This window comes from Sphingobacterium sp. ML3W (assembly GCF_029542085.1).
Taxonomy (GTDB): Bacteria; Bacteroidota; Bacteroidia; order Sphingobacteriales; family Sphingobacteriaceae; genus Sphingobacterium.
Genome location: NZ_CP107036.1, coordinates 1258525 through 1284279, shown reverse-complemented (window position 1 = coordinate 1284279; position 25755 = coordinate 1258525). Strand labels below are relative to the sequence as shown.

Below are 25755 nucleotides of genomic sequence, written 5' to 3'. Positions count from 1 at the left end.
ATCATGAAAAAAATAAACTATATCTCATATCCCATGTTGTTGGGATCCCTTTTATTGGGTTCCTGTTCGTCCAGTTTCCTGGATGTTGAACCTATGACAAGTGTTCTAGAGAGCAATTTTTATAAAACAATAGCAGATGCCGAAATGGCTTTGATCGGTTGTTATGACGGCTACCAACGGACCACCTCTAACGGTAGCCAAGCTTTTTATATCACCTCCGAAGTTGCCTCGGACAACTGTTTTGGAGGTACCGGGACAACAGATGGTCGCGCTTTTCAGGCAATAGACCGTTTTGATATTGGACAGTCCCAATCGGACAACAATATTTTCGATGGCACCTGGTCGGATTACTATTCAGGTATTTTTAGATGTAATACGCTGCTGGGAAAATTGGATGGCACAGATTTCTCGGGGAATACAACGGTACGCGCACGGATCGAAGGTGAAACACGGTTCCTGCGGGCGCTCCTGTACTTCGATCTCGTTCGCCTCTTCGAAAATATACCATTGCTTACCAGTCCGACAAGCGATAATATCCCGCAGTCGGATCCCAAGGAAATCTATAAGCTGATTGTTTCGGACCTTAAATTTGCCGCAAGTAGCATCCCAGCGAATGCTTATCCAAAATCGGCCGCTGCAACCAACGACGGCCGGGCAACGCCTTTTGCTGCAAAAGCACTACTGGCAAGGGTTTATCTATTTTATTCAGGCTATTATGCCGCTGAAGATATCGGCATCTCCAAAGCCGAAGCGCTAGCGGGATTGGAAGAGATAATCAAAAGCGGCCAATTTGCTCTGGTCGCTGATTTTAAAAATCTATGGCCAGCAGCGAGTTATATTCCTAACGCCGCGGACAATACATTGGATATTTCCAAATATGCGGGCAAAGGAAATTCGGAAGTGGTATTTGCACAGAAATTTAACAATACATCAGATTACGAAGGTCATATAGATGGCAACCGCTGGGTCGTTTTCCTGGGCTTGAGAGGTAAGAATTGGTCGCCTTATGGCCAGGGATGGGGAGCATGTACCGTGAGCAAAAGTTTCTTCCATACCTTTGATAACAATGACACCAGAAAGACAGCTTCAATCATAGACATCAGCGGCGAGAAAATCCCTGATTTTGATCTGAAAGACCAGCGTGAATACACAGGATACGCCATCAAAAAATATGCACCAACAGCATTGCCGGATGGCACCACAAATACCGGTGGCGATAAGGATATGCAGTTGTCACAGGATCAGGATTACTTTGTAATCCGTTATGCGGACGTTTTGCTAATGGCAGCTGAATTGGGCTCATCTAATGCGCAGCAGTATTTTGACCAGGTGCGCAAACGGGCCTATAAAACGAATTTCGTAGCATTGCCCGTCTCAAAAAGTAATATCCTGAAAGAGCGGAATTTTGAATTTGCCTTTGAAGGTATCCGCTACTGGGATGTGCTGCGCCTGGGGCTTAATAATGCTGCCGCTATACTGGAAACATCCGAAGACGTACTTAGCGGATCGGCGCCCGATAAGGTCATTGTGACAAAAAATAAATTTTTGACCACACGGGGATTTATGCAGATCCCGAATAAGCAAATCACCCTTTCAAACGGTGTACTGAAACAGAACGCCGGATGGAATTAATAAAAAGTACCGATCAATGATCGCTTGGTTTAACGATATAAATCTATACAAATGAAAAAGATAATAAGCTATGCCATTGGCCTCTTTGCGCTGATGACCACGGTTGGGGCTTGTTCTCCGGAAAAATATGCATTGGGGGAGGTCGACATCAGTCCAGCACAGCTGGCCGAAGGAAAATCCTATACCGTGGAGCACGACGCCAATAATCCGAATATTGTTTATTTAACAAGTTTAATGGATCCCAAATACACGCCTTTATGGGAACACCCGCAGGGTCGCAGCCAGAATAAAAAGGTCACGTTGAAGATGCCTTTTCCGGGGGAATATAGCATCAGGTTTGGTATTGAAACCCGTGGTGGTATGGTCTATGGCGAGCCTGTAACGTTCAAGATTGACGAGATGTACGCCGAATTTATCAGTGACGAGACCTGGACTTTATTGAGCGGCGGCGCGGGAAAAGAAAAAACCTGGTACCTGGATTTGGACGCAAAGGGAGTCTCCCGTTATTTTAAAGCACCCATGTATTTTTATGGCACTGGCGACTGGTGGGGAACGATAAACAAGACCGGCGAACCATTGAACAACGACAGCTGGAGCTGGGAGCCAGATTGGAAAGGCAATAGCTGGTTGATGCCGGCGGGCGATTATGGCAGCATGACCTTCGACCTCAAAGGTGGCGCAAATGTAAATGTAAATCATGCCATGCTGGGTAAAGTGCAGAAGGGGGTGTTTAATATCGACACGGAGAAGAAAACCATGCGCTTGACCGGGGCGTCGCCGTTGCATGGCAAGCCGCAGGATGGGATCGTGGTCGATTGGGGTGACGTACGTATTATGTCACTGACGCAGAACACGATGCAACTGGCTGTATTAAGGGATCCTGTACTTTCGAATGACGGAGCGGCCATGCTGACCTTCAATTTTATTAGTAAGGAGTATAAAGAAATTTTAGGCCAAGCGGTATCGGATTCCCAAGCAAGATAGGAGGCAGCACATGAATAGGAATAAATTAACTTTTTTGCATAGGATATGCATGGCCTTGGCTAACTATTGCTGCCTGCTGCTATTCTTGACGGTACCGAGCTATGCGCAGACAGGATTTAAAAATCCGGTTATCCGTGGATTTAACCCAGATCCGAGTATCTGTCGCGTGGGCGATGACTATTACCTCGTGACCTCCTCCTTCGAGTATTTCCCAGGGCTTCCGATCTATCATAGTAAGGACCTAGTCAACTGGAAGCAGGTGGGGCACTGCCTGAACCGGGCGTCGCAGCTGAATCTCAAAGGGGTGAGTTCGTCCGGCGGGCTATTCGCACCATCAATACGCTATCACGATGGTCTATTCTATGTGATCTGTACCAATGTATCAGATAAGGGTAACTTTTATTGTACAACAAAAAATCCGGCTGGTCTCTGGAGCGATCCAATCTGGGTGGATATCAAAAGCATAGATCCGGACATCTTCTGGGATGAGGATGGTAAAAGCTATTTTGTGACTCAGGGGGACGAAGGTATCCGTGTGACCGCCATTGACTTGAGTACCGGCAAATTGACCTCAGCGGAAAAAGTAGTCTGGGCTGGTACAGGGGGGCGATTCCCCGAAGCACCCCATATCTACAAAAAAGACGGTTACTATTACCTACTATTGGGCGAAGGCGGCACAGAATATGCCCACAGCGCTAGTATTGGGCGGAGTCGCTCTATCTGGGGACCTTACGAATCCTGTCCACTCAACCCGATTCTATCCCATTCCAACCGTTTGGGACAGGGAAATCCCATTCAAGGGGTGGGTCATGCAGACCTGGTCCAGGCCGTTGATGGCTCCTGGTGGACTGTATTCTTGGGATTCCGTGTGACACAACAGTATAGCTATTACCATATACTGGGACGCGAGACATTCTTGGCACCGGTAAGCTGGCCCAAAGATGGCTGGCCACAAATCAACGGCAACGGAAAGGTCCAATTAGATATGGCTGTAAAAACCCCTCCAGCTGTGTCGGTGGCAGCCCCCGCACAGCGCGATGATTTCACTGCTGCACAATTGGGCTTGCCATGGCAATATCTGCGAAATCCCGACTCATCAAAGTACTCTTTGACCGAACGCCGCGGAAGCCTCTGCCTGTATACAAGTCCGATTTCATTAAACGAAACGGAATCGCCCTCCTTTATCGGTCGTAGACAGACCGAACACGACTTTCAGGCCGGCGTAAAACTTGAACTTGTCGCAAACGCCGATCGGGAAGAAGCTGGTATAACACTGTATCAGAACAATTCACACCATTACGACTTCTTTCTCAGCCGCAAGGGAGGAACCTATATGCTGCAGCTGCGTGCAAAGGTAGGTTCCCTGCATTATATCGCGGCTGAAAAGGAAGTTGCGGGCAGCAAGGTAGAATTGCGTATCAGCGGAACGCCGTTGACGTACGCCTTTGCTTTTAAAGATGCAAAATCCAGTGGCTACAGCAAGTTGGCCAGCTTGGATACCCGTTATTTGAGTACCGAAGTAGCGGGCGGTTTTACGGGGGTAATGATCGGTCTGTATGCTAGCTCCAACGGGCAGACGACCAAAGCGAAAGTATTTTTTGACTGGTTTGATTATCAGCTATCTTCTTAACTTATGGAGCCATATAATTGCTATAATATTCTGCTGAAACTACTTTTATATAACAGGTATGGCCGACTACTGACTACAGTGGCAATTTGGCTGTTAATGACAGTACCCCTGATCGGACAATCCCGGCAGGAAACTATTTTTAATACCGGCTGGTGGTTTAAACTTGACAGCATCGGGCAACATAATCATATACGGGACGGTAATAACTGGCGTCTGCTTGATCTACCGCACGACTGGAGCATCGAGATGCCTTTCCGAGCACACAGCCCCGCAGGTAGTGGGGCAGCTTATCTGGACGGTGGGGTCGGATGGTACCAAAAATCGTTTAAGCTGAGCAAGTCGGATAAAGCCCAACGGGTATTTATCAACTTCGAAGGTGTGTATGAGAACAGCGAAGTCTGGATCAATGGGCATCCGCTTGGGAAACGGCCAAACGGCTATATCGGATTTGAATATGAACTTTCGCCGTATTTACGTTGGGATGGCAAGGAAAATCTGCTTTCAGTCAAAGTGGACAACCATAAGCAGCCCAACTCTCGGTTCTATTCGGGCTCGGGGATCTATCGCGATGTGCGGTTGGTGATCCGTAATCCGGTCAGTATAGCCACAAACAGCACATTTGTTCAAGCTAGACAGCTCAGTGAAAAACGTGCTGTTGTCAGCCTGTCACTTGATATAGAACAAATCCCTCAGCAGACCAGAACACTTTCCCTGCGGACACAGCTGGTATCGCCCAAAGGTGTAGTAGTCGCCACTGAACAACATGTACTCGGCAAACGCGGACCAGGTGTCTATCCTTTCCAGCAGGAAATCATATTGGATAACCCGCTTTTGTGGGGAATAGAGACACCCCATCAGTATACTGCCCAAGTGCAGCTTCTGGCGGACGACCAAGTCCTGGATGAGCAGGACACCAAATTTGGCTTGCGCAATTTTAGCTTTGACCAGCAGCAGGGATTTATCCTGAACGGCAAGCGCCTCAAAATCCGCGGTGTCTGCCTGCATAGTGATCTTGGTGCCCTGGGAATGGCTTTTAACCGATCTGCAGCGTTACGGCAGCTGCGGATATTGAAAACAATGGGCGTCAACGGTATACGTACTTCCCATAATCCCGCAGCGCCGGCATTTTTGGATCTCTGTGACAGTTTGGGCTTTATTGTGATGAGTGAAACTTTTGATGTCTGGAAAGGGCATAAGAATCCCTTTGATTACCATTTGTATTGGGATCAATGGTTTCACCGGGATTTTGCCGACCAAGTTAAACGCGACCGGAACCATCCCTCGCTGTTTATCTGGTGCCTGGGCAATGAAGCACAGGAACAGTGGCATTCCAAAGCGGATGGTGCAGCGATTCCCAAGGCTTTAGCAGCAATTGTCGACAGCCTTGATGGTACCCGCCCGACAACCATTGCCAACAATGAAATGTCAAAAGAAAATCCTGTATTAATGAGTTCCGCCGTGGATATTATGGGCTACAATTATAACCATCAGAAATGGGCCAGTTTTACGACAGATCATCCAGGAAAGAAGTTTATCGTAACTGAAAGCACATCCGCACTGGAAAGCCGGGGCCAATATGATCTCGTACCTTACGATTCCATCCGAATGTGGCCTGAGCGATGGGATATCCCTTTCAACGGTGGCAATGGGGATAAAGCCATCTCAGCATACGACAACGTCTATACCCCCTGGGGATCGAGCCATCAGACTAGTCTACGCTTAATGGAACAGTATGATCATATTGCTGGAATGTACGTGTGGACAGGATTTGATTACCTTGGCGAACCAACGCCTTATACCTGGCCTGCACGGAGTTCGTATTTCGGGATCGTGGATTTAGCAGGGTTCCCGAAAGATGTCTATTACCTGTACCAAAGCGTCTGGACCGACAAGCCTGTCCTGCATGTGTTGCCACATTGGAACTGGAAACAGGGGGATAAGATTGATGTGGTGGTTTATTATAATCAGGCAGACCGTGTGGAACTATACCTAAACGGAAAAAAAATCCGTGAACAGTCCAGAGATACCAGCCGTTATGACCTTGTTTTTAAGGCGGTTGATTTTGAAGCTGGTGCACTTGAAGTGATTTCCTATCGGGGTCGCCAAAAGGTATTGAGCAAAATTGTCCGTACGGCAGGAAAGCCTTATCGGATAGAATTGTCAACCGAAAAATCCACACCTAATATGGTGGGCAATGAACTAACTTACGTACATGCCTATGTGCTGGACGAGCAGGGTACCATCGTGCCAGATTCAGCACATGATATTAGGTTTTTCCTTGAAGGAGAAGACGCAAGGATCGTGGCTACCGACAATGGCAATACAACTGATCTCAGGAGTTTTCAGTCGGCCTCACGGCAGGCATTTCATGGAAAAGCACTGGCCATCATCGCTATTAAAAATAAGGGAAAAATTGTTATTGTAAGAGCTGAAAGTAAAGGGCTTGTATCAGGGGAATTACAAATTGAAACAAAGTAGCAAAGCATCTAATTGGAGTATTAATTCTGCAAAAGAATGCGGGTTCAAATCATCACTAAGGTCATAAAGGAGATAGTGGACAATCAAAACCAGCGAGGATTTATCCATGCTTATTTTTTGCGTTCAGCTGTATGTATGTGAGGGTATCCAACGAGCGACCTTCGATACAATGTATAATCTAAGAAGGGCGGTATAGTTTATACTGCCCTTCTCGATTTTTATCACATAATGATCTCTTGTCGTTTTTCAGGCTATGGCAGTGTCGTAAGATCTATTGTAGGCGCAGCATTCCCATTGGTTACGGTAAACATAGTACCCGGGCTGACCACTGTATTGAAAAAACCACCATTTTTAAGGAAGAAACTATTTCCATTGCTGCCGCCCATGGCGTCGATGCGTTGGTTGCTGGAATAGGTTCCATCCACTGTAAATTTGGCCTGAACCACCGGCATCCATGTGCCCGAAGCTGTCCGTACCCATTGATTTTTATAATCTGCTGAGCGTCCAAGGTAACCGTTATCTGCATTAAAGTTTTCAAGGAAGCTATGGAAGTTGGTCAGATAAGTGGATATCTTGGGTCTTTTCCAGCTCGCAACCAGTACCCAGTTGTTGACCGAAGGGTCATTGAACCAAGCGGTAAAATCGGTGGCACCATTCCCATCAGGTTCTCCTTTAAGCAAGAATTTGTAGCTCTTGCCGCTTGTCCAACTATATTTCATATAACTCTGTCCACCAGAACCCTCGCCACCAAACTCGCCGGTCGTGGTGTTAGCTCCTTTGCGGTTGAGTGTAATGCGATCTTCAACAGGTATTTCAGCTGGATTGTCCGTGCTATAAGGGCTCCATACCGAAAACAGTACACGGCGCTCCGTAGCCGAATTGACCTGCATACCAAAATACCCTTGACCGAATCCATTGGCCATAAAGTATGACCCAATTTTATCTTCGCCAGTAGGGACATTGATCTCACTATAATAATAGGAGACCTGCTGGCTGGTCGGTACGGTGTACCCTAAGTGACAGGAAGGCCCTCGTCTTGACCAATAGTAGGTATTGTCGATATTATTGTCACTGTAGATCGCAGTACCTGTTGTCGCTGATCCGCTCAAAATAAGATGGGAAACATCGGCAAAGTAACCACCGGTTTTGGAAACTCCCTGCAGATCCATTTTAACATAACCACCAGCATTGACTGTATAGTTACCCACGGTATAATCCTTTACCGTGCCGCCCTTGAGGCTCAGTTGCTTGCTCACACCGTTGATGGTCAACTTGACCACGCTGCTGTCGCCATTGGGCAATACTTTGGCACGGATTTTCACACTTAATGTTCCTCCTTGTGGCAATTTAGCATAGGTACTCACAATGCTATTGGCATTGGTCCAGTTGGCTAAGCCGTTGCTATTGATGACTTCTGCTGCGCCGGAGGGTGCTGCAGTAACGAAGGCATTGCCACCTAGCGGAACTTCATAGCCGTTGGGACCTGGGGTGGCCGCCCGCAAGGACAGTTTTTCCTCTGCCTCTGATTTAACAATAGTTTTTTGACAGGAAACAAAACAGATCAGTGCCGCACCGAGCAATGCCGCAAATTTAATTTTTCTCATAATTTATCTTTAATTGTTTACTATTAATTTATCAAAAAACTTACATGCTACGAAAAGAAATTAAACGCAATCGATTGTGCTATTTAATTCTGTAACAAGTTCTGCACTTTTGCGGCAATTTACAACGGCTTGACATTTGAACCGATTCTTGAACCACCAATTTTTGTATATTGCATTAACCGCTTATTACCCCAAATTTGAACAGATATAATTACACTTTAGTACAAACACAGCTCTTAGAAATGGAACTAAAAATCAGACAAGCACAGGAGAATGAAATCGATGTATTACTAGAATTTGAACAGGGCATTGTTGCAGCCGAGCGCCCCTATGACGAAACCTTAAAGGATGGAAAATTTCATTATTATGATCTGCTGGAATTAATAAAATCAACGGAAGCAGAGGTACTGGTTGCTGCAACCGGCGATCAGATCGTCGGATCGGGCTATGCCAAAATAGTCGACGCCAAACCTTATCAAAAGTATGCGAAATATGTCCATTTGGGATTTATGTATGTCAGGCCTGAATATCGTGGTCAGGGTATTAATAAATTGATTCTGGAGGCATTAACAAGCTGGGCAAAGGAACGAAAGATTTCTGAAGTCAGGCTTCAGGTTTATGATCAGAATGAAAGTGCAAAAAAAGCATATAGCAAAGCAGGGTTTAAGCCCAATTTATTGGAAATGAGAATAGAGATTTAGTTTTTTAAACAATGAAAGGCTCAACATTAAAAGCTATCTGGAGCGAATAGCGCTGTCGGAAGCTGTTTCTGGAGATCTGGAAACTTTGAAAAAGCTTACGCAGGCGCATCCAAAGCATATTCCTTTGAAAATATAGATTTATTTACGGGCATTGTCCAAGCAATAGATACAGCGGATATTTTCCATAAGCTGGTCACTATCCGTAATAATGATGGCGACAAGAAAAGTAGTCAAATTACGATCGAAGAAGAGCTGCAGTCTGTTTTGATAAACTACTTTAAGCTAGATACAACATCTCCCTTATTAACAACACTCTATACCAAGCTTAATGCAATTCAAAGTAGCTTTCAGGTTACACAGTAGGGGATTTGCGCAAAGGTTAAGCACGCAGCAGGGACAACCGTGTTGTCTCTGCTGCGTGTAGAATAATGGATAGCTTATCATTATTTTTCTTGCACCTCTATTTAGATTTATTCAAAATAATGATATCTTTGGGCCGTTATTATTTTGAATTTATTCGGTACCATAATCATCTATCAGACCGCTACAAGAAATGAAAGTTAATCCATCTAAGCTCACAGTCGCGTTATTATCTTGTTCTTTTTCGTTATACCCATTAGTCTCCGCAGGGTCAGCAATTAGCAGCATAATCCCTTTATACAATTCGGTTCTCAATACACAACAAAAGGGTTCGATCTCAGGTCGGGTGGTCAATGCACAAGGTATTCCTTTGTCAAATGTGCATGTTCAGCTACATGGGGCAAAGAGCACCAAGTCTGACAACGATGGTTATTTCAGATTAGCCGATATTGATTATGGTAGATACCATTTGACATTAAGCTCCGTGGGGTTTGGCAAGCTATCTCAAGATATTGAATTGCGCGAAGGGAAACTTGATTTAGAGCCCATTATATTGACCGCTGAACAACAGAGTTTGGATGAGGTTGTGGTGACAGCAAGTCGATTAGCGGAACATATTGATGAGGTACCCTCATCGATCACCTATATCGGTGGTAAGGCGCTCGATCAGCAACGACAGATCAACGATAACCTACCATCCATCTTGATGCAGAAGGTGCCCAGCATTTCACCCAGTGAAGAAAGCCAAAATAACTTTATAGCAAAAATTCGTGGGCGCAATTTTTTGGTATTGATTGACGGTATTCCACAGTCTACTCCTTTACGCAACGGTGGGCGCGACTTGCGGACGATCGATGCCAGTGCAATCGATCACATCGAGGTTATTAATGGTGCTACTGCGATGTATGGTAACGGAGCCGCGGGAGGTGTGATAAACTACATTACCAAAAAACCGCAGAAAGGTAAAAAACTGAGTTCGTCAACCTATCTCAATAATTCATTGAATCTGGTAAAGCCGAGCGAAACTTATGCGTACAACATCGCTCAGGTATTTTCAGGACAGTTAGACAAATGGGATTATGTTATTCAGGGTAAAGCTGGGCGTACCGGTGTGATTCGGAACTCCGATGGGGCTGTTGCCAGTCCATTCTATGGACTGGGTGAGTCAGACTCTTATAATGTCCTCGCCAAAATTGGATATCAAATAGCTCCTGACCATCATGTTGAATTTATGGGTAATTATTATCGTAGTTTACAGGACAGTAAATATGTCGGTACTAAGGGCGATTTCGGCAAATCTCCTGCTATTGGCATCCCTTCTGATACCATCATTAACGGTGGCACCCCTTATAATAAAGCATTTCATTTAAAGTACGATGGTCAATATGGAAAGACGGCAGCAAATTTGAGCTTGTACTATGAGGATATGAATACGGTCTTTGAAACTTACAACCAAAATTATTCTGACCACAAAGGAGCAAGGTTAAATTTTAATACACCTTTTCAGCTGGGTGCATCGACCAGCATGTCTCTGATCTACGGAGCCGATTTTCTGAAGGATCATACCGTACAGAAAACCATGAAAGATGATCTGGTCACACCAGATATGAATATGAACAATATCGCGTTTTACTTGCAGAGTAAATTGAACATCGGTGCTGATTGGATTCTAAAAGGCGGGGTGCGCTATGAAAATATCCGGTTTAAGGTGGGTGATCTGACCAAAAATGGCAAACTAACTGCTGGCGAAAATAATAATTCAGATGCCTTTGTATTTAATATCGCTACGCGGTACAATAAGTATAGTTACGCGCAACCTTTTGCTTCCTTTTCACAAGGATATTCTATCGGCGATGTCGGACTTATTCTGCGCAATGGTGTGCCATTGAGCCAAATTGATCCTAAGCCTGTTGTGGTCAATAATTTCGAATTGGGTGTAAATGGCAAGATGGATATATGGGACTACCAGGTGACAGGGTATTATAGTACGTCTAAGAAAGGGACCACTTTCGCGGAGACTTCTACGCCGGGCAATTACGAACTGAGCCAAGTACCACAACGCATTTATGGTATTGAGTTTGTCGGAAACGTAAAACCCGTTCGATGGTTATCATTGGGTACTGTGCTTGGCTATATGGATGGACGTCAAGATCTGAAAAATGAAGGCAGCTACAAAGATAAATTAGACAACTCCATTATTTCTCCGTTCAAGATTAATCTAAATGCCGATTTCAAGTTAACGGATCAATGGAATGTGTATTTGCAATACCTTCATTTGGGTGGGCGGGACGTATTTCCTACCTCAGAATATAATTATGGAAAATACCCGATTTCCGGTTATAATCTTGTTGATTTCCAAACGCGATACAAATATCAGAAATTTACCTTTTTATTCTCCATCAACAATTTATTCAATGCCGATTATTATCCCATCCATGCCGAAGTACGTGGTGCAACCAATGAGGGTCGCTATTACATCAAGGGAACTGGCACTATGGCAAATTTAGGGGTACAGCTTGACCTCTAGGTCTACGCTTTTTTCTGGGAGTTGTCTTTTTACTGCTCTTGTTGAGCCATATCCACAGACCGGTTATGGGGAGGCTGGCCGCTAGGCAAACCGCTAAAAACACGACAATTTTTGAAGGAAGGCCGAATACGGAACCAACGTGAATGGGCTTGACCATCTTTCGCATTTGCTCGGCCAAAGGCAACTTGTTCATGGGTTTGTTTTTAATGAGCTTACCAGATCTACTGTCGAAATAAGCCTGATTGATCTGCAACAGTGCGCCAGCAAATGATTCTTTTGTCAATGAAAAAGCTAGATTTCCTTGATCCGGAAATGTCATTAGTATATTTCCAGGATTAGGATAAAGGTTGTTAATCTGCTGATACATTGCCTCAAGCGGCGAAAAGCCATCAGGAATTTCCAATGTTGGATTTTTTACTTTTTCTTTTATCGTCTTGACACCTGCACCAAATAGTCTAAAAAACTGCTTATTGTACCAGTCAAAGCTCCAGGTTAAACCTGTTAGGGTAAAAATTAGGAGGAACAATGCCGCATAGAATCCTCCCACAGCGTGAAAATCCCATACTTTTCTTTTGGTAGAAGCTGACATGTTAATTTTAAAACGTTGCTTGAGCAGGAGTTTATTTTTGGGCCACCATAGATAAATCCCGCTTATCGCAAGAAATAGGGTCGCAATGGCAGAAATCCCCGTAATGGTAGCTCCAATTTTGTCGATCAAAAGAAAGCGATGGATGTCCAATACTTTTTGAAAAAAACGCTCCGCCTGTGCTCCTTTAGACAAGACCTCACCCGTATAAGGGTTGATATAGGCATACCAATATTTTTCTTTTTTTGAGCCATATTGAACCCGATAACTCCTTGAGGGATCAGCGAAGATTTCTATACGAAAAAGCCTTTTATTCGGAAAAATATTTCTTGCCTCTGATACAACCGCATCAAGAGGTAGACGTTTTTCTAGGACAACAACCCGCTGTTCTTTAGGCCATAGCAAAGGCGTCAGTTCCTTCTCAAAACTCAGGAGCATACCTGTAACACAAACGGTCAAAAAAATGAGACCAAAAAGCAATCCGATATAGAGATGTAGTTGTTGAAATACCTTTTTTAGACTGTTTTTTTTGGTCGTCTTATTTGCCATTGCTTTCGATAAAGTATGATAATGGGACAAAAGTACAGTATTATTAGTAATAATTCTAAACAAGAGAGATGAATTCGCATAAATATCAGGCTAGCGTTATCTATATTATTTATCTATCGTCCAGCAACCGAATGCTGAAACACAGTATAGTAGATGTAGGTATGGAGAAAATGGTAGTAGAAACCATGATATAAGTGTTAGCGATTCAAGGGTGCGGGAACGACATGGGAAAACGTTTCTTTGCAATTGTTCAACGAATCGTAATTTTCTGTTCACGGATTTTAAACAGGAGGTTATGGATATTGTCGAATCGCTTATTTTTATTTCGAAAATTTATATAGATGAAAATAATTTGGATATGCATTCAATGGTTAGTGGTTGCCACCTTCATCGTCGTGTTCGTTTTTGTATTCAACAGTTACCGCTATCTGCTCTATGCCTTGATATGTTCTTCCGTGCTCTATTTTCCATTGACAAAAATAATTGCCAGCAAATTAAGCAATCCAGATGGTAGCAAGAGGGTTCGATATGATGTCAACGGAAAACGTGTAACAATGCAAATGAGCAAGTTTACCACCTTTGTCGTTTTATTGGTCGGTGTTTATGTTGTACTGGTTTCCGTCTTTTCCGTAAGTCCGCATTTGGAGCGGAAAGAGTTTATAGTCACGCATCCGAACTGGATCGCGGTAACACCTTCCATCCGAAACCTTGCCTGTAACATTCAACGCGGGAAGACAAAATACGCGTATCTCGATTTGGAATACCAGTTTACTGCCGGCAAACATTCGTATTCAAAAAAAATGGATAAGGTAGAAAAGTTGTATTCCTTTTTTCCAATTATCGGTCAGCGACGTTTTGAAGAAATGCGGATTGAATTGTTAGACAGAGCAACCAAAAAAAATGTAGCTAAAGAATACTTATTGTTTTATAATCCTAACGATCCAGAACAGCAAAAGTTTTTTCTAGCTAACGATAATTTCTATCCGCAGGGATCATGGCTGTACAATATATTGTTTGTGTATTGCATCCTATTTTTAGTCATTGTAATTATAGCCTTTTTGTTTAAAATAAGACCATAATAGTAGCATGAAAAATCAAATTATGTAGGTATGAAAAAATGCTTAATATTGCTTGCAATTTTTCCTTTTATTAGCTGTAATGGACAAAATAGGCCCCATACAAATGAGTTTGTAAACAGTTCAGATCTGAACGGGAAAGTGTGGCATGTCGGTAAAAGCCGTGTAATGAATAAACGTGGCGGGATTATCTTTTCCGATGATGTCTATTTACATTTTTTGGACAAAGACAGTATTCAAATGACATACTCCCGGTATTCTCCAAGCATTGGTCTTAGTACCATGAGGACAAATGGAATTTACCGAGTTGGCAGAAAAAACGAAGTTTCTATTGTTTTCTCTGAACGAAAGGACGCTTTTGGACGTAGTCGAGTTTCAATAGGTGGAAAAGAAGTACAGTTTTCACTATATGCAATGTGTTCTGTCAGAAATTCCAATGAGTCAGCATTCGATATTACCTCATTACAGCAAATTAAAACGTATCATTTTAAAATCGGCAAATATGTGACGAATGGTGATTTTATGGCGGAGCTTACCTTGTTGGACGACAAACAGGCAGTCTATCCTTTCGGAACTTACACGTTTGACAATAATAAAACGGCAAAGCAAGAATAATCAGGGCGACATTGCCTTTTTGTTTTTTCGGGCTTCTTTCAACATCCAATGGACTATATTGATCATTAAAAAAGCGTTTTCCTGACGGGGAAACGCTACCAAAACTAATGAAATGATCAAGATAAACCTAGCAGCAAAGCTAATTGAGCTTTCGTATTTTTCTGGTCAATAAAAGAGATCTGGTATCCGCAATGGACCTCCGAAGGAGATTCGTTAGAATTTCGTAAATTACTGATTTGAGGGACAGCTTAAAAGGAGCTAAGGAACACTCGATTAATTGATAAGGGGAGGAAAAAAAAAAGTGCAACAGATATCTGTTACACTTTCTTAGAAGATGCGCCATGCAACTTCGAGATTGAGTATTCTACTTAATTAAGCGATACGTACATTAGTTGCGTTAACGCCTTTTTTTCCGTTTTCCAAATCAAATGTTACGCTATCATTTTCGCGTACTTCATTGATTAGACCGGTAACATGTACGAAAATGTCTTCACCACCATCAGCTGGTGTAATAAAACCGAAACCTTTTGTCTGATTAAAGAATTTTACTGTTCCTTCTTGCATTGTATTATATATTAGTATTAAATTATTCATTATTAAACCCATCGAAAAGATACTGCTATCCCTGCAATGATAAATCCATTTGTTCGCAAGAAATGATGTTTTGTATTTTAATGGGCTTGGGTTTATGCAAGTTCAAAAAAGGTACTTCACCTATTATTTTGACAACAAAATTAGCTTCTGGAAATGCAAAAACTGAGCGGAAAGGGATACCTGACGATTTCAGAAAAGCAAAGGCGGAGCCTGATTATGTTACAAGTATAGGTATAAAATATTGATATATAATAGGTTTTACTTTTTTATTTTTAGAATAAATTCAATTATAGCCTTTACAAAGCATTAAAGCCCTTTTATGCGATAATTTTTCTTGTTCAAGAAAATACACTATTCGACTTATTTATCTTGCTTTAAATGGGATCTGAATCTTGATCAAAATATCGTTATTTTCCTACTGCAAATGCATATCGCCATCCATGAGCTCCAAACGATTATAGATATACGGCGGAATAACAAGTTCCTGCCGTGGCATACCGATACCGGAGTAGATACCGATGCTGAATTGTTGTAACGGCTTGCAAGCTAAATAAATCAGGTGAGAAGCTTTGGATGTGAATACTTACATTTGTATATTATTGGATTTCTTTACTGTTACTCAATTTTGGCATGTTACATTTATAGCTGTATAACAGGAGAAATTAAAAAAACAAGGGATTACATGGACTATAGCAATTCAAATTTTATCTACCTCGATTATAACGCAACAACCCCCATTGACGAACGTGTACTGCATGAAATGCTTCCATTTTTCGGGATCAATTACGCCAATCCTAGTAGTGCACATCTGTTTGGTATGACCGTACAGGATACCATCGAACAGGCAACTGAGGAAATAGCAAGCGCATTGGGTACGCAGACAAAAAATATCATCTATACTTCGGGTGCTACTGAAGCAATCAATCTGGCGATCCGGGGACTACAATTTTCTCCGCGGAAACATATCATCAGTATTGCCGTCGAGCATAAAGCTGTATTGGAAACTTGCGCTTTTATGGAGCGGATGGGATTTGAGATCTCTTATCTTACTGTAGATGAATTGGGGATGCCTGATCTAACTTTGCTGGCGGAAACCATCCGCGAAGATACCGTACTGGTCTGCTGTATGCTAGCGAATAACGAAACGGGTGTTATACTTCCAGTAAAGGAAATCACCGAAATTGTCCATCAGCACAATGCATTGGTCTTATGTGATGCAACCCAGGCAGTCGGCAAAATGCCTGTTAACCTCCAGGAGCTAGCTGTTGATTTATTGGCATTTTCGGCACATAAATTTTATGGTCCAAAGGGAATCGGAGGGCTTTATATTGCCGATCATGCAAAAAAAGAGCTACTGCCGCTAATACAGGGTGGTGGGCAGCAACAGGGATGGCGTGGTGGTACAGTCAACACGACGGGGATTATCGGAATGGCTGCAGCCCTACGCATTGCCCTAAGTGAATTGGAGCAGGAGCAGCAGCGAATAGGTACGTTAAGAGATCTGCTAGAGACCGAACTACTGTCTATCGATGGGGCATTCCGAAATGGTAGTCCTATCAATAGACTTTATAATACGACAAATATTTGTTTTCCCGGTGTGCTTTCCGAACAACTTATCATGCGGCTAGGGACAATCTCTGTGTCCAGTGGTTCGGCTTGTACAGCGGTAACTTCACGTCCCTCACATGTGCTCAAAGCGATGGGGCTCCCAGATCTCGACGCACTGTCTTCTATTCGCTTTAGCCTAGGCCGACTAAGCCATGAAGCGGAAATCTACCAAACGATCGAAAGGGTTAAACAGCTCGTTCAAAAACTGAGAAATACGGACTAATGTCCTGTATTTTCCCGGACCTGAAAAACATGGAGAACCTGCGGAAATAACGCTGCAATGCTCTCGCGTACACCGTTGGGCGATCCAGGCAGTGTGAGTATCAACATACGGTCGGCAAAGCCCGAAATGCCTCTGGAGAGCATGGCCGTCTTGACACGTTGTTGTCCATACTGTCGTGCCGTCTCCATAATACCGGGTATATGCCTGGTTATATAAGGGGCCACGGTATCGGGCGTAATATCGCGATCGGAGAGACCTGTCCCGCCCGTAAAAACCAGGAGGTCTATTCCTGTTTGCTGATAGTGTTCCACACGCTCTCGTATTGCAGCAGACTCATCAGCAACCACTGCATAGGCGATATCACGTAAACCTTGTTGTTCAAGAAGTTCAAAAAGGAGCTTCCCCGAAACATCTTGCTTGTGGCCCTTAGCAACCGAATCGCTACAGACTACGACTGCGGCTTTGAGCTGTCCAACCCAGGGAAGGGATTCATTACTCTTACCACCACGTTTCTCCAGCAAGCGGATACCGCCGATTTCCACTTGTTTGTCCACAGGTTTTAGCATATCATAGATGACCAAGGCGGCGACCGAAGCACCGTGCATGGCCTCGACTTCCACACCAGTTTTATAAATCGTATGTACCTCGACCTCAATACTAATCTGTAATCCTGCTAAGGAATAGCGAATGGCGGCATACTCGACTGGTAAAGGATGGCAGTCTGGAATCATATCGCCCGTTTTTTTTATGGCGAGTAGCGCTGAAGCACGTGCAAATTCAAATATATCACCTTTAGGAATCTGCCTTTGCTCGATCAGCCTGATGGTATTTTCGGATGAAACATTTACCGTAGCCTCTGCAATAGCCTTCCGTAGGGTGGCACTTTTATGTGTAATATCGACCATGTTATGTGTTAGTTTTCCATTGATGGGTATCGTCTTCAAATATTTCTTTGCCCCAGATGGGCATTTCTTTTTTAATACGTTCTACAAGCTCCCCACAGGCATCCATAGCTGCCTGCCGATGTGCTGAAGAAGTAAAAACAAAAAAGCAGATTTCACCGACCTGAACGAGCCCCTCACTGTGATAGACATGCATACAGGTCAAGGAGTATTTGTCGAAAACTGCTTCATGGATCTCCGCCATTTTTGCCAAGGCCAGTTCCCGGTTGATGCTGTAGTCAATAGACCGAACAGTCTTTCCTTCCACCTGATCGGCCCGGATCTGTCCCAGAAAGATACTATGGGCACCTATTTCGGATTTACTGCCATGCATTACAATAGTTGATGCAATCTGTTCAGGAGCAATGGGCCCCTGAATAAATATATCCTTTTTTTGTTTAGTCATTTAAATAGTTTTTTAAGGCCATCATGCCACCATCCACATGAAAAATCTGTTGGTTGCTGTTTACCTGCTCATGGAAATACTGTGCCGCCGTCAAACTTCGTTTGCCACTCTGACAGATAAAGATAACGCGTGCGCTATTGATTTGTTCCAACTGCACTGGCAATGTGGCGAGCGGAATGGAAAGATGGGGCACAGGAAGCCGTGGCAATTCGTCGATCTCCCGTACGTCGACAAGCAACATATCTGTAGCATGCCAATGCGTAATAAGTTCCGCAGCAGTGATGACCTGTATCTGTCCAATTGCCGAAGCACAAGAATTGATATAATCGAAATCTTTTAATGCCTCCAATGTTTGGGGATAGCTGCTGCTTTCGGGGGTCGCGGGAGGCACATCAAAAGTAAAAGTACTATGATCGAGTAAATTGACAGTCATCAACTTATTCATCAAAACAACACCAATACCAGTCAATAATTTGATGGCTTCTGTTGCTTGTAAGATTCCCATCATACCGGGTAGCACACCCAGAACACCGGCTGCATTGCAGTCTGGTGCTTCTAATGGACTTGGAGGTTGTGGGAATAAATGCCGGTAGCTTGTCTTAATACCCTGATCATCGGCTACATTGAATACAGCGAGCTGACCTTCATATTGATAGATAGCGCCAAAAATCAATGGTTTATCGAGGAGATGGCAGGCATCGCACAATAAGTAACGCGCCGCGAAATTATCTGTGCAATCCAAGATGACATCGTATGACTGAAGCAGTTCAGCAGCATTTGTAGACTTCAGTTGCTCCACCCAATACGTAATTTCGATATCAGGGTTCTGCAGCCGCAGTTTACGGGCAGCGACCTCAGCTTTGGCCTGACCAATATCAGCAGTATCGTATAACACCTGCCGATGCAGATTGCTCAGGTCAATCCGGTCATCATCTATAATACCGATGTGACCGACTCCGGCAGCGGTGAGGTATTGTAGGACCGGGCAGCCCAGTCCTCCAGCACCTACGACAAGCAGGCGTGCTGCCTGTAATTTTTGTTGGCCCACTTCACCAAAACCCTGTAGTACATAATGCCTTGCATAACGCTCATTCCGCATATTTATCCTCCTGAATAGGGTGGCATCAAAGCCACGACGTCATTTTCCTGCAATACGACAGGTTTATTGATAATTGTATTATTGACAGCAATCAGCAGTTTACGATGGCTAAGTGCTGTATGCTGACTTGATAATACCGTCAGTAGCTCTTCGGTATCAGCTGCTGTGGTATAAAATTCCTTCTCCAGAATGTCTGTCAAAGCTCCAAATGTCTTTACCTGTACTTTCATTGCCCGATACGTCTAATGTGTATATTACATAAGCCTTTTACATAGCGTCTGCCCGTGGCAAGGTCTGCGGTCGAAAGCAGCGCAAAAGGATCTTTTTCTTTACCATTGCTGGCCTGTTCAATATTGGTTACCAGTAAGGCCTGGTTACCAATTGCCGTATTGAACAACTCGTTCCATGAAAATACAACCTTATAGCCATCAGTGGCCTCACAGACCAGGTAGTATTCACTGAGTACCTTTGGTAATTCGGCTCCAAAAGGAATATCCTTCAGCAGATCTTTGAGCAGACCTCCCTGGATATTTTTAAGCGTAGAACGATAAGCCCCAGTATGGTTATAAATCCGGAGACTATCCACCGTATGTCCGGGAAGTTGCTTGATCTGATCCAGGCTCATGCTGGCCTGTTGCTTTCCCAAAACGGTAACAACGATACCTGAAGGTTGTTGCGCATACAGTACAATACACAAAAAGGATAAAATGAGGGTTGCAAACGTTATTTTCATACCATGAATTAAGCTGTTGTAAACAATAATTTATAGGCTGCCACCAAAAGCACGGTAGCGAGCACATATTTTAATACATCTTGATTTAATTTTTTTGACCCTAGATATGCGCCCAATAAGCCTCCAATGAATGCCACAGCGACATAAGTCCACATATGCGCATTGAATGAGATACCCTGTGTGAGCATACCACCAAGTCCCGACAATGAATTTACAAAAATAAATGCAGCACTGATTGCTGCAGTCTGTTTTTGGTCGGTCCACTTGAGCAGGATCAAAAAGGGAGATAGAATAATCCCGCCACCAATGCCGATCATACCGGATAATAAGCCGACAACAGCACCGATTGCCAGTGCACCAAGGTTGTTGTAAGGTTTTAATTCATCTACGGCCGGACTTCGAAAAAAGAAAAACCGAACGATCGGAAAGAGCAGCAGCAGGCCCAGTAAACGTTTGTAGAGATGATCCTCCAAGGTGATCATTCCACCAATGAAAGCCATAGGCACAGAAGCAACAGCCACCATCAGAAACAGATTACGTTTAAAATAATGACCTCTGTAATATTGTATAAAAGAGGTCAGCGACACAAAAAGGTTAAGTACCAGCGCTGTAGGTTTCATCTCCTGTGGTGCAATACCATACAGGGCCATTAGGGCCAGATAACCGCTGGCACCGCCGTGCCCAACAGCAGCATAAAGGAAAGCGAGAATAAACAGAAAAAAATAGAAGAGCTCAAAATGCATGGTTCCCTAGGTTAAAAGATGGATAAAAACTTCGTCGCCTGCGACGCAGCCATCCGAATCCTCCTCCAGGATCAACAGACAGTTGGCCTGAGCATAGGATTGTAGCCGATAAGACTCTTGTGCATGCAGAGGTTCGACGGCATGCCCATCATAGTGCGCCTTGAGGAAATGGGTCAAGCCGGGTTTTTTGCTATAAGTGCGGGTGGTATGTGTCTTGATGCAACGGTTGCGTTCGGGCAGCTGCATGATACGCTCCAATGCCGCTGCAACATAGAGATAAAAGCAGGTCAAGGCGGAGGAGGGATTACCCGGTAAGCCAAAAACCAGTTTCTGCTCACGTGTACCAAAAAACAAAGGTTTACCCGGTTTTTGACGGATACGATGAAAATGTTGTTTAACACCACAGCCTTTGGCGACATCCACCACATAATCGTAATCACCAACGCTGACGCCGCCGACCAAAAGGACAACATCAGCCTTTTCCAACGCCCCCTCAAGCGCTGAATGGAGTAGGTTTTTGTCGTCGCGCACATGGCTGCTTTCCACCTTGTATATGCCCAACTGCCGTAAAGCAGCTTTGAGCTGATGGGAGTTGGATTCATAGACCTCACCATAACAGAGCGCTGTACCCGAGGATCTAAGTTCATCCCCGGTGAGAATAATATGTACAAGGGGAGCGGCATAAACCATCACTTCGATACAGCCGATATTGGCGAGATAACCAATGGCAGCTGGGGTCATGGTCGTACCCGGGAGCATAGCGATACTGCCGGCTTCCACTTCGGATCCTGCGGGACGGACATTGTCTCCTAATGTTAGGGCGTCGTCCTGTATAAGAATTGTATTTGTTTCAGTTAGCCTTACTTTCTCCTGCATCACCACCGTATCAGCCCCTAAGGGCAGTGGTGCACCGGTATAGATGCGCATAGTCTGGCCGCTATGGAGTGTCCTTGTCGTAGTCGTACCTGCAGGGATCTTATCCACAACGGGAAGTTCCAGCGCCATGTCCGCAAAGCGGAGGGCATAGCCATCCATCGAAGACTGTGCAAATCCAGGAATAGCTTGTGCAGCAATTACCGTTTGTGATAGGATGTAACCCAATGCATCTGGAAGGGCGAGCCGTTCTTCCCGTGGAGGAGGCAGGTAATGATGAATGATATCTCTAGCCTGTTGGACACCAATAAACTGATGGGGGAGGCGGAAGTAATCTTCTTGGGTATCCACATCATATTTTGCTGCTTCATAAGGAAATATGATCCGATCATCGGGATGCTGTTCTGCAAGTTTCTTTGCTCCCTGCCGACCTTCGAGCTGCATGAGGTTATCAAAGTATTTTTTATCAAAAAGAACCGGTGCCCCCCATGTTCCGGAAAAACCTGTTGCGACAATACCCTTACCGCTGCTATCGGCAAGTTGAATTAGCTGTTGGAAGACATGTTGATCCACAAAAGGCTGATCACATAAACTAATAATACACCGGTCAACCTGTGGCTGATTTTTTAAAAGATCTTTTAATCCAACAATGATAGAAGTGGATAAGCCTGCCATCCAATGTGGATTGATCGCAACACTGACCTTACTATTTTGCAGTGCTGCATGAATCGGATCGGGATAAGCGCCGATAACAACACTTACGCTGACATCCGGAACGGTCATGGCAGCTCTACTGATACGCTTCAACAAAGGTTCACCTTCAAACTCAAGCAATTGTTTGGGAAGACCAAGCCGCGAAGAATTGCCCGCCGCCAATATAATTATACCTGTTTGCTTTGTCATCCACCAATCGTTATCATACTCCGATTTTTCAGAAAATCGGTGTCTATCTGTTCAAAATTTGTCATTAACTGTCCACCAAGTTCCTTGGACTTGGACCGTATATTTTCCTGGATCAAAGGCAACACTTCGCCACCAGCCCGCAAAGTTGTCAACAGATCTGTTTCGCCTTGGGAAAACAGACAGTTTTTAAGTTTACCATCCGCTGTGAGCCGTATCCGATTGCATCCCGCACAGAAGGGTGCTGTCATGGTGCTAATCAGCGCAATACGTCCTACATGATCGGCAATCGCAAATGCTCTAGCTGTATCGTGAGGGCCCGCGGGAATGGGGTCGGTAGGATAGACCTTATGAATTTGATGGAGGATATCAGCCTGTGTATACACTTGGTTGCTGGTCCATTTGTTTCCGCTGAACGGCATAAATTCGATAAAACGGATCTCTATAGGATTATTTTTGGTTAAGGCGACAAAATCGAGAATTTCATCATCGTTGACACCTTTCATGACAACCATATTGATCTTGGTGCAGATTCCATGCTGCAGGAGCAGATCAATATTGGCGCGCACACGGTCAAAGTAATCTCTCCGGGTGATCTGAAAAAAACGTTCGGATCGTAAGGTATCCAGACTGATATTGATGCTTTTGAAATTCGCCGCCACAAGCTGGGGCAACATATCGTCAATCCGGATCCCATTACTGGTCATATGAAGTTCAACTGGAAGCTGGGATAAACGCTCAATAATAGCCGGAGCATCCTTCCGCACCAACGGTTCGCCCCCTGTTAGACGGATCTTGCTGATGCCCTGATCCACAAATAATTTGGCGAGTAGTTCGATCTCGTCGACCTGCATCAGCTGACCATGGGGTGTAAAATTATATTCTTCCTCCGGCATACAATAAAAGCAGCGCAGATTGCAGTTATCGGTAAGCGATATCCGTAGATAGTTGTGTATGCGTCCAAATGTATCCTTGAGCATGGTATTTAACGTATTAGTGGATTTTCGGCATGTATTTTTGTTGCAAGAAACTTAAGAGAGCCACCTGATCGACCGCTTAAAACAGCCTTGATCTCAGCGATAACAGCAATTGCAATTTCGTCTGATGTTTCGGCTCCGATATCAAGACCGACAGGGCCATAAACAATCTTTTGCTGTACTGCGCTGAGTTCGATTCCAACTTGCTCCAGATCATCAAACATGCGGAGCAATTTGGTTTTCGGCCCCAACGAACCGATGTAGCTGGTCGGTGTGTGGATCAGCTCTTTAAGTAGTGTGAGGTCATAGTGATAATTATGCGTCATTAGTACAAAAACGGTCCAGGGATCTATACTTATTTTTTTTATGACCTCGTCTGCCGGGCCAATAATAACGCGGTCGGCTTTCGAAAATCGCCCCGTCGTGGCATGACTGGCCCGTCCATCCAGCACGGTAATTTCCCACCCCAATAATTTAGCCGTTTCCACAACAGGTTGTGTATCATTGCCCGCACCGGCAACGACCAGGTGTGTGGCAGGAGCGAGGTATTCAATAAGCACTTCCTTATTTTTTCCGGCTTCCTCAAAGGAAGCCAGCACAGACTGCCGTTTTGTTTTGGCTAGCCTGATGTGCTCCTTCAGTTCCGGCGATTGCGTATCTTCATGCGGTATTTCATCTGTTAACCCGACAACAAGCAGCCGGGTTCCGCCTTGTTCTACTTGTCGGTCAATTGAAAACTGGGTAATCAATAGGGCTTCTTGTCGCTGTTGCAATAAGCTTTCCAGCCATATAATTGGATGATCGGCCTGCTGTAGATCAATATATTCGAAAAGAATATGGACAATACCGTTACATCCAAGCTGCAATCCGATTGCTGAACCTTCTTCTGTATTGGTATCGTAACTGACAAGCCTATTTTTTCGCTGATGAATGGCCAACAGTGCTTTTTTTAACGCATCACCCTCCAAGCAGCCACCACTAATAGCACCAGTCATCTGGCCATCTTCAGTCACCAACATACGGGCGCCCGGCCTACGATATGAGGATCCCTCCACCTTGACGACCGTGGCAAGTACCATAGCGTTATCTTCGGAAGCGGCTACACGCGCAGCTAAAACAATGTCTTTGATCTCTTTCATGCAATTATGGGCAAGACGGTTTGAACGTGGATATAATGATTAAATTGAACAGCTTTCTTATTACAATTCCGTTGATCAAATTTAACGATTTACACGGTAAAAAACACGAAAACTGTAATAATGGTAAAAACATCTGTAAAATGTATAATTATTTGATTAATTTAAATAAGATTTTGCAGTAGTGAATAGGTTGAAAGCGAATACATAAGTAAAAACTTATCGTATACAACGACAAGAAATAAAACCATTAAACCGATTAAATAAAAACTTGTAAGGACAAGAAAAAAATAACGATTATGGCAAAATATTCAATTCTCGTAAACGGTAACAAGCACGATATAGATGTGTTGGACGATATGCCTTTGCTCTGGGTGCTCCGTGATATCATAGGTCTAAAGGGGACCAAATTTGGCTGTGGCAAAGCCCTTTGCGGTGCCTGTACCGTGCACCTCAATGATACAGCAATCCGATCCTGTTCATTTCCTATTTCTGCCATAGGCGATGGCAAGGTGACAACTATCGAAGGACTGTCTGAAGAGGGCGACCATCCGGTACAAGAGGCCTGGGAAAAACATATAGTCCCCCAATGTGGCTACTGTCAAACGGGACAGATTATGAATGCTGCGGCATTATTGAAAAAAAATGCAAAACCCTCGGAACAGGAGATTGAGCAGGCCATGCAGGGCAATCTCTGTCGCTGTGGCACCTATAACAGAATCAAAGCAGCCATCATGGATGCGGCCGGCACTCCGGTCACAACCGGCTAAACCTTCACCA

The 25755-nt window shown here is 44.1% G+C and carries 22 protein-coding genes; 10 read left to right on the top strand and 12 right to left on the bottom strand.

What is annotated here, in order from left to right; all coding sequences use genetic code 11:
• Positions 1-3: 3 nt before the first annotated feature.
• From OGI71_RS05515 to OGI71_RS05500, 4 genes are read left to right on the top strand one after another with little or no spacing between them, the layout of a single operon-like run.
• Positions 4-1632: a RagB/SusD family nutrient uptake outer membrane protein gene (locus OGI71_RS05515; protein WP_282254366.1), complete on the top strand. Its 1629-nt coding sequence runs from the start codon at positions 4-6 to the stop codon at positions 1630-1632.
• 51 nt (positions 1633-1683) lie between these two features.
• Complete coding sequence (locus OGI71_RS05510) at positions 1684-2616, top strand: hypothetical protein (protein ID WP_282254365.1); 933 nt, start codon at positions 1684-1686, stop codon at positions 2614-2616.
• 10 nt (positions 2617-2626) lie between these two features.
• Entirely contained in the window at positions 2627-4246 is a 1620-nt protein-coding gene (locus OGI71_RS05505) for a glycoside hydrolase family 43 protein (RefSeq protein ID WP_282254364.1), read from the top strand.
• 3 nt (positions 4247-4249) lie between these two features.
• Entirely contained in the window at positions 4250-6724 is a 2475-nt protein-coding gene (locus OGI71_RS05500; RefSeq protein WP_282254363.1) for a glycoside hydrolase family 2 TIM barrel-domain containing protein, read from the top strand.
• Positions 6725-6975: 251 nt separating this feature from the next.
• On the opposite strand, the gene OGI71_RS05495 is transcribed toward OGI71_RS05500, so the two are convergent.
• Positions 6976-8328 carry a DUF3472 domain-containing protein gene (locus OGI71_RS05495; RefSeq protein WP_282254362.1) on the bottom strand — a complete coding sequence of 451 codons (1353 nt, stop codon included), beginning with the start codon at positions 8326-8328 and terminating at the stop codon, positions 6976-6978.
• A 242-nt stretch (positions 8329-8570) separates the two neighbouring features.
• On the opposite strand from OGI71_RS05495, the gene OGI71_RS05490 reads away from it, so the two are divergent.
• Both OGI71_RS05490 and OGI71_RS05485 read left to right on the top strand, forming a co-directional pair.
• Positions 8571-9029 (top strand): GNAT family N-acetyltransferase, encoded by a 459-nt coding sequence (locus tag OGI71_RS05490; RefSeq protein WP_282254361.1) that lies wholly within the window; start codon positions 8571-8573, stop codon positions 9027-9029.
• A 553-nt stretch (positions 9030-9582) separates the two neighbouring features.
• Positions 9583-11916 (top strand): TonB-dependent receptor, encoded by a 2334-nt coding sequence (locus OGI71_RS05485; protein WP_282254360.1) that lies wholly within the window; start codon positions 9583-9585, stop codon positions 11914-11916.
• Here the strand turns inward: OGI71_RS05485 and OGI71_RS05480 are convergent.
• Positions 11882-13051: a PepSY-associated TM helix domain-containing protein gene (locus OGI71_RS05480; RefSeq protein WP_282254359.1), complete on the bottom strand. Its 1170-nt coding sequence runs from the start codon at positions 13049-13051 to the stop codon at positions 11882-11884. The genes OGI71_RS05485 and OGI71_RS05480 overlap by 35 nt on opposite strands.
• Before the next feature lie 341 nt (positions 13052-13392).
• Between OGI71_RS05480 and OGI71_RS05475 the strand changes: the two genes are divergently transcribed.
• Together OGI71_RS05475 and OGI71_RS05470 are read left to right on the top strand one after the other, a co-directional pair.
• A complete protein-coding gene (locus OGI71_RS05475) occupies positions 13393-14130 on the top strand; it encodes a hypothetical protein (RefSeq protein WP_282254357.1) in 738 nt (245 codons plus the stop codon).
• Between the two features lie 30 nt (positions 14131-14160).
• Positions 14161-14742, top strand: a complete 582-nt coding sequence (locus OGI71_RS05470) for a hypothetical protein (RefSeq protein ID WP_282254356.1) — start codon at positions 14161-14163, stop codon at positions 14740-14742.
• A 372-nt stretch (positions 14743-15114) separates the two neighbouring features.
• Here the strand turns inward: OGI71_RS05470 and OGI71_RS05465 are convergent, their stop codons facing one another.
• Positions 15115-15306, bottom strand: a complete 192-nt coding sequence (locus OGI71_RS05465; protein ID WP_223584858.1) for a cold shock domain-containing protein — start codon at positions 15304-15306, stop codon at positions 15115-15117.
• Between the two features lie 712 nt (positions 15307-16018).
• Between OGI71_RS05465 and OGI71_RS05460 the strand changes: the two genes are divergently transcribed.
• Entirely contained in the window at positions 16019-17167 is a 1149-nt protein-coding gene (locus OGI71_RS05460) for a cysteine desulfurase family protein (protein ID WP_282254355.1), read from the top strand.
• Here OGI71_RS05460 and moaCB read toward each other — a convergent pair.
• Genes moaCB through OGI71_RS05415 form a run of 9 tightly spaced genes read right to left on the bottom strand, consistent with a single transcriptional unit; the run spans position 17164 to position 24978 of the window.
• Positions 17164-18072 carry a bifunctional molybdenum cofactor biosynthesis protein MoaC/MoaB gene (moaCB, locus tag OGI71_RS05455; protein WP_282254354.1) on the bottom strand — a complete coding sequence of 303 codons (909 nt, stop codon included), beginning with the start codon at positions 18070-18072 and terminating at the stop codon, positions 17164-17166. The two genes, OGI71_RS05460 and moaCB, sit on opposite strands and share 4 nt — an antisense overlap.
• A 1-nt stretch (position 18073) precedes the next feature.
• Positions 18074-18514, bottom strand: coding sequence for a molybdenum cofactor biosynthesis protein MoaE (locus OGI71_RS05450; RefSeq protein ID WP_282254353.1), 441 nt, complete (start codon positions 18512-18514; stop codon positions 18074-18076).
• Positions 18507-19613: a HesA/MoeB/ThiF family protein gene (locus OGI71_RS05445; RefSeq protein WP_282254352.1), complete on the bottom strand. Its 1107-nt coding sequence runs from the start codon at positions 19611-19613 to the stop codon at positions 18507-18509. The genes OGI71_RS05450 and OGI71_RS05445 overlap by 8 nt, the downstream gene beginning before the upstream one ends.
• Before the next feature lie 2 nt (positions 19614-19615).
• On the bottom strand, positions 19616-19843 hold the full coding sequence (locus OGI71_RS05440; protein WP_282254351.1) for a MoaD/ThiS family protein: 228 nt from the start codon (positions 19841-19843) through the stop codon (positions 19616-19618).
• Positions 19840-20346: a molybdopterin-binding protein gene (locus tag OGI71_RS05435; protein WP_282254350.1), complete on the bottom strand. Its 507-nt coding sequence runs from the start codon at positions 20344-20346 to the stop codon at positions 19840-19842. Before OGI71_RS05435 ends, OGI71_RS05440 begins: the two co-directional genes overlap by 4 nt.
• 8 nt (positions 20347-20354) lie before the next feature.
• Positions 20355-21089, bottom strand: a complete 735-nt coding sequence (locus OGI71_RS05430; protein ID WP_282254349.1) for a sulfite exporter TauE/SafE family protein — start codon at positions 21087-21089, stop codon at positions 20355-20357.
• A gap of 6 nt (positions 21090-21095) precedes the next feature.
• The gene (glp, locus tag OGI71_RS05425; protein WP_282254348.1) at positions 21096-22865 is read right to left on the bottom strand and encodes a gephyrin-like molybdotransferase Glp; all 1770 of its coding nucleotides are present in this window, start codon (positions 22863-22865) and stop codon (positions 21096-21098) included.
• Positions 22862-23842, bottom strand: coding sequence for a GTP 3',8-cyclase MoaA (gene moaA, locus OGI71_RS05420; protein WP_282254347.1), 981 nt, complete (start codon positions 23840-23842; stop codon positions 22862-22864). Before moaA ends, glp begins: the two co-directional genes overlap by 4 nt.
• A 5-nt stretch (positions 23843-23847) precedes the next feature.
• The gene (locus OGI71_RS05415; RefSeq protein ID WP_282254346.1) at positions 23848-24978 is read right to left on the bottom strand and encodes an XdhC/CoxI family protein; all 1131 of its coding nucleotides are present in this window, start codon (positions 24976-24978) and stop codon (positions 23848-23850) included.
• 296 nt (positions 24979-25274) lie between these two features.
• On the opposite strand from OGI71_RS05415, the gene OGI71_RS05410 reads away from it, so the two are divergent.
• Complete coding sequence (locus OGI71_RS05410; protein WP_282254345.1) at positions 25275-25745, top strand: (2Fe-2S)-binding protein; 471 nt, start codon at positions 25275-25277, stop codon at positions 25743-25745.
• Positions 25746-25755: the final 10 nt, after the last annotated feature.

Bases quoted from the DNA above. Each gene is read 5' to 3' on its own strand.
- OGI71_RS05515 (WP_282254366.1), top strand. From the start codon at position 4: ATGAAAAAAATAAACTATATCTCATATCCCATGTTGTTGGGATCCCTT.
- OGI71_RS05510 (WP_282254365.1), top strand. From the start codon at position 1,684: ATGAAAAAGATAATAAGCTATGCCATTGGCCTCTTTGCGCTGATGACC.
- OGI71_RS05505 (WP_282254364.1), top strand. From the start codon at position 2,627: ATGAATAGGAATAAATTAACTTTTTTGCATAGGATATGCATGGCCTTG.
- OGI71_RS05500 (WP_282254363.1), top strand. From the start codon at position 4,250: ATGGAGCCATATAATTGCTATAATATTCTGCTGAAACTACTTTTATAT.
- OGI71_RS05495 (WP_282254362.1), bottom strand. From the start codon at position 8,328: ATGAGAAAAATTAAATTTGCGGCATTGCTCGGTGCGGCACTGATCTGT.
- OGI71_RS05490 (WP_282254361.1), top strand. From the start codon at position 8,571: ATGGAACTAAAAATCAGACAAGCACAGGAGAATGAAATCGATGTATTA.
- OGI71_RS05485 (WP_282254360.1), top strand. From the start codon at position 9,583: ATGAAAGTTAATCCATCTAAGCTCACAGTCGCGTTATTATCTTGTTCT.
- OGI71_RS05480 (WP_282254359.1), bottom strand. From the start codon at position 13,051: ATGGCAAATAAGACGACCAAAAAAAACAGTCTAAAAAAGGTATTTCAA.
- OGI71_RS05475 (WP_282254357.1), top strand. From the start codon at position 13,393: ATGAAAATAATTTGGATATGCATTCAATGGTTAGTGGTTGCCACCTTC.
- OGI71_RS05470 (WP_282254356.1), top strand. From the start codon at position 14,161: ATGAAAAAATGCTTAATATTGCTTGCAATTTTTCCTTTTATTAGCTGT.
- OGI71_RS05465 (WP_223584858.1), bottom strand. From the start codon at position 15,306: ATGCAAGAAGGAACAGTAAAATTCTTTAATCAGACAAAAGGTTTCGGT.
- OGI71_RS05460 (WP_282254355.1), top strand. From the start codon at position 16,019: ATGGACTATAGCAATTCAAATTTTATCTACCTCGATTATAACGCAACA.
- moaCB (WP_282254354.1), bottom strand. From the start codon at position 18,072: ATGGTCGATATTACACATAAAAGTGCCACCCTACGGAAGGCTATTGCA.
- OGI71_RS05450 (WP_282254353.1), bottom strand. From the start codon at position 18,514: ATGACTAAACAAAAAAAGGATATATTTATTCAGGGGCCCATTGCTCCT.
- OGI71_RS05445 (WP_282254352.1), bottom strand. From the start codon at position 19,613: ATGCGGAATGAGCGTTATGCAAGGCATTATGTACTACAGGGTTTTGGT.
- OGI71_RS05440 (WP_282254351.1), bottom strand. From the start codon at position 19,843: ATGAAAGTACAGGTAAAGACATTTGGAGCTTTGACAGACATTCTGGAG.
- OGI71_RS05435 (WP_282254350.1), bottom strand. From the start codon at position 20,346: ATGAAAATAACGTTTGCAACCCTCATTTTATCCTTTTTGTGTATTGTA.
- OGI71_RS05430 (WP_282254349.1), bottom strand. From the start codon at position 21,089: ATGCATTTTGAGCTCTTCTATTTTTTTCTGTTTATTCTCGCTTTCCTT.
- glp (WP_282254348.1), bottom strand. From the start codon at position 22,865: ATGACAAAGCAAACAGGTATAATTATATTGGCGGCGGGCAATTCTTCG.
- moaA (WP_282254347.1), bottom strand. From the start codon at position 23,842: ATGCTCAAGGATACATTTGGACGCATACACAACTATCTACGGATATCG.
- OGI71_RS05415 (WP_282254346.1), bottom strand. From the start codon at position 24,978: ATGAAAGAGATCAAAGACATTGTTTTAGCTGCGCGTGTAGCCGCTTCC.
- OGI71_RS05410 (WP_282254345.1), top strand. From the start codon at position 25,275: ATGGCAAAATATTCAATTCTCGTAAACGGTAACAAGCACGATATAGAT.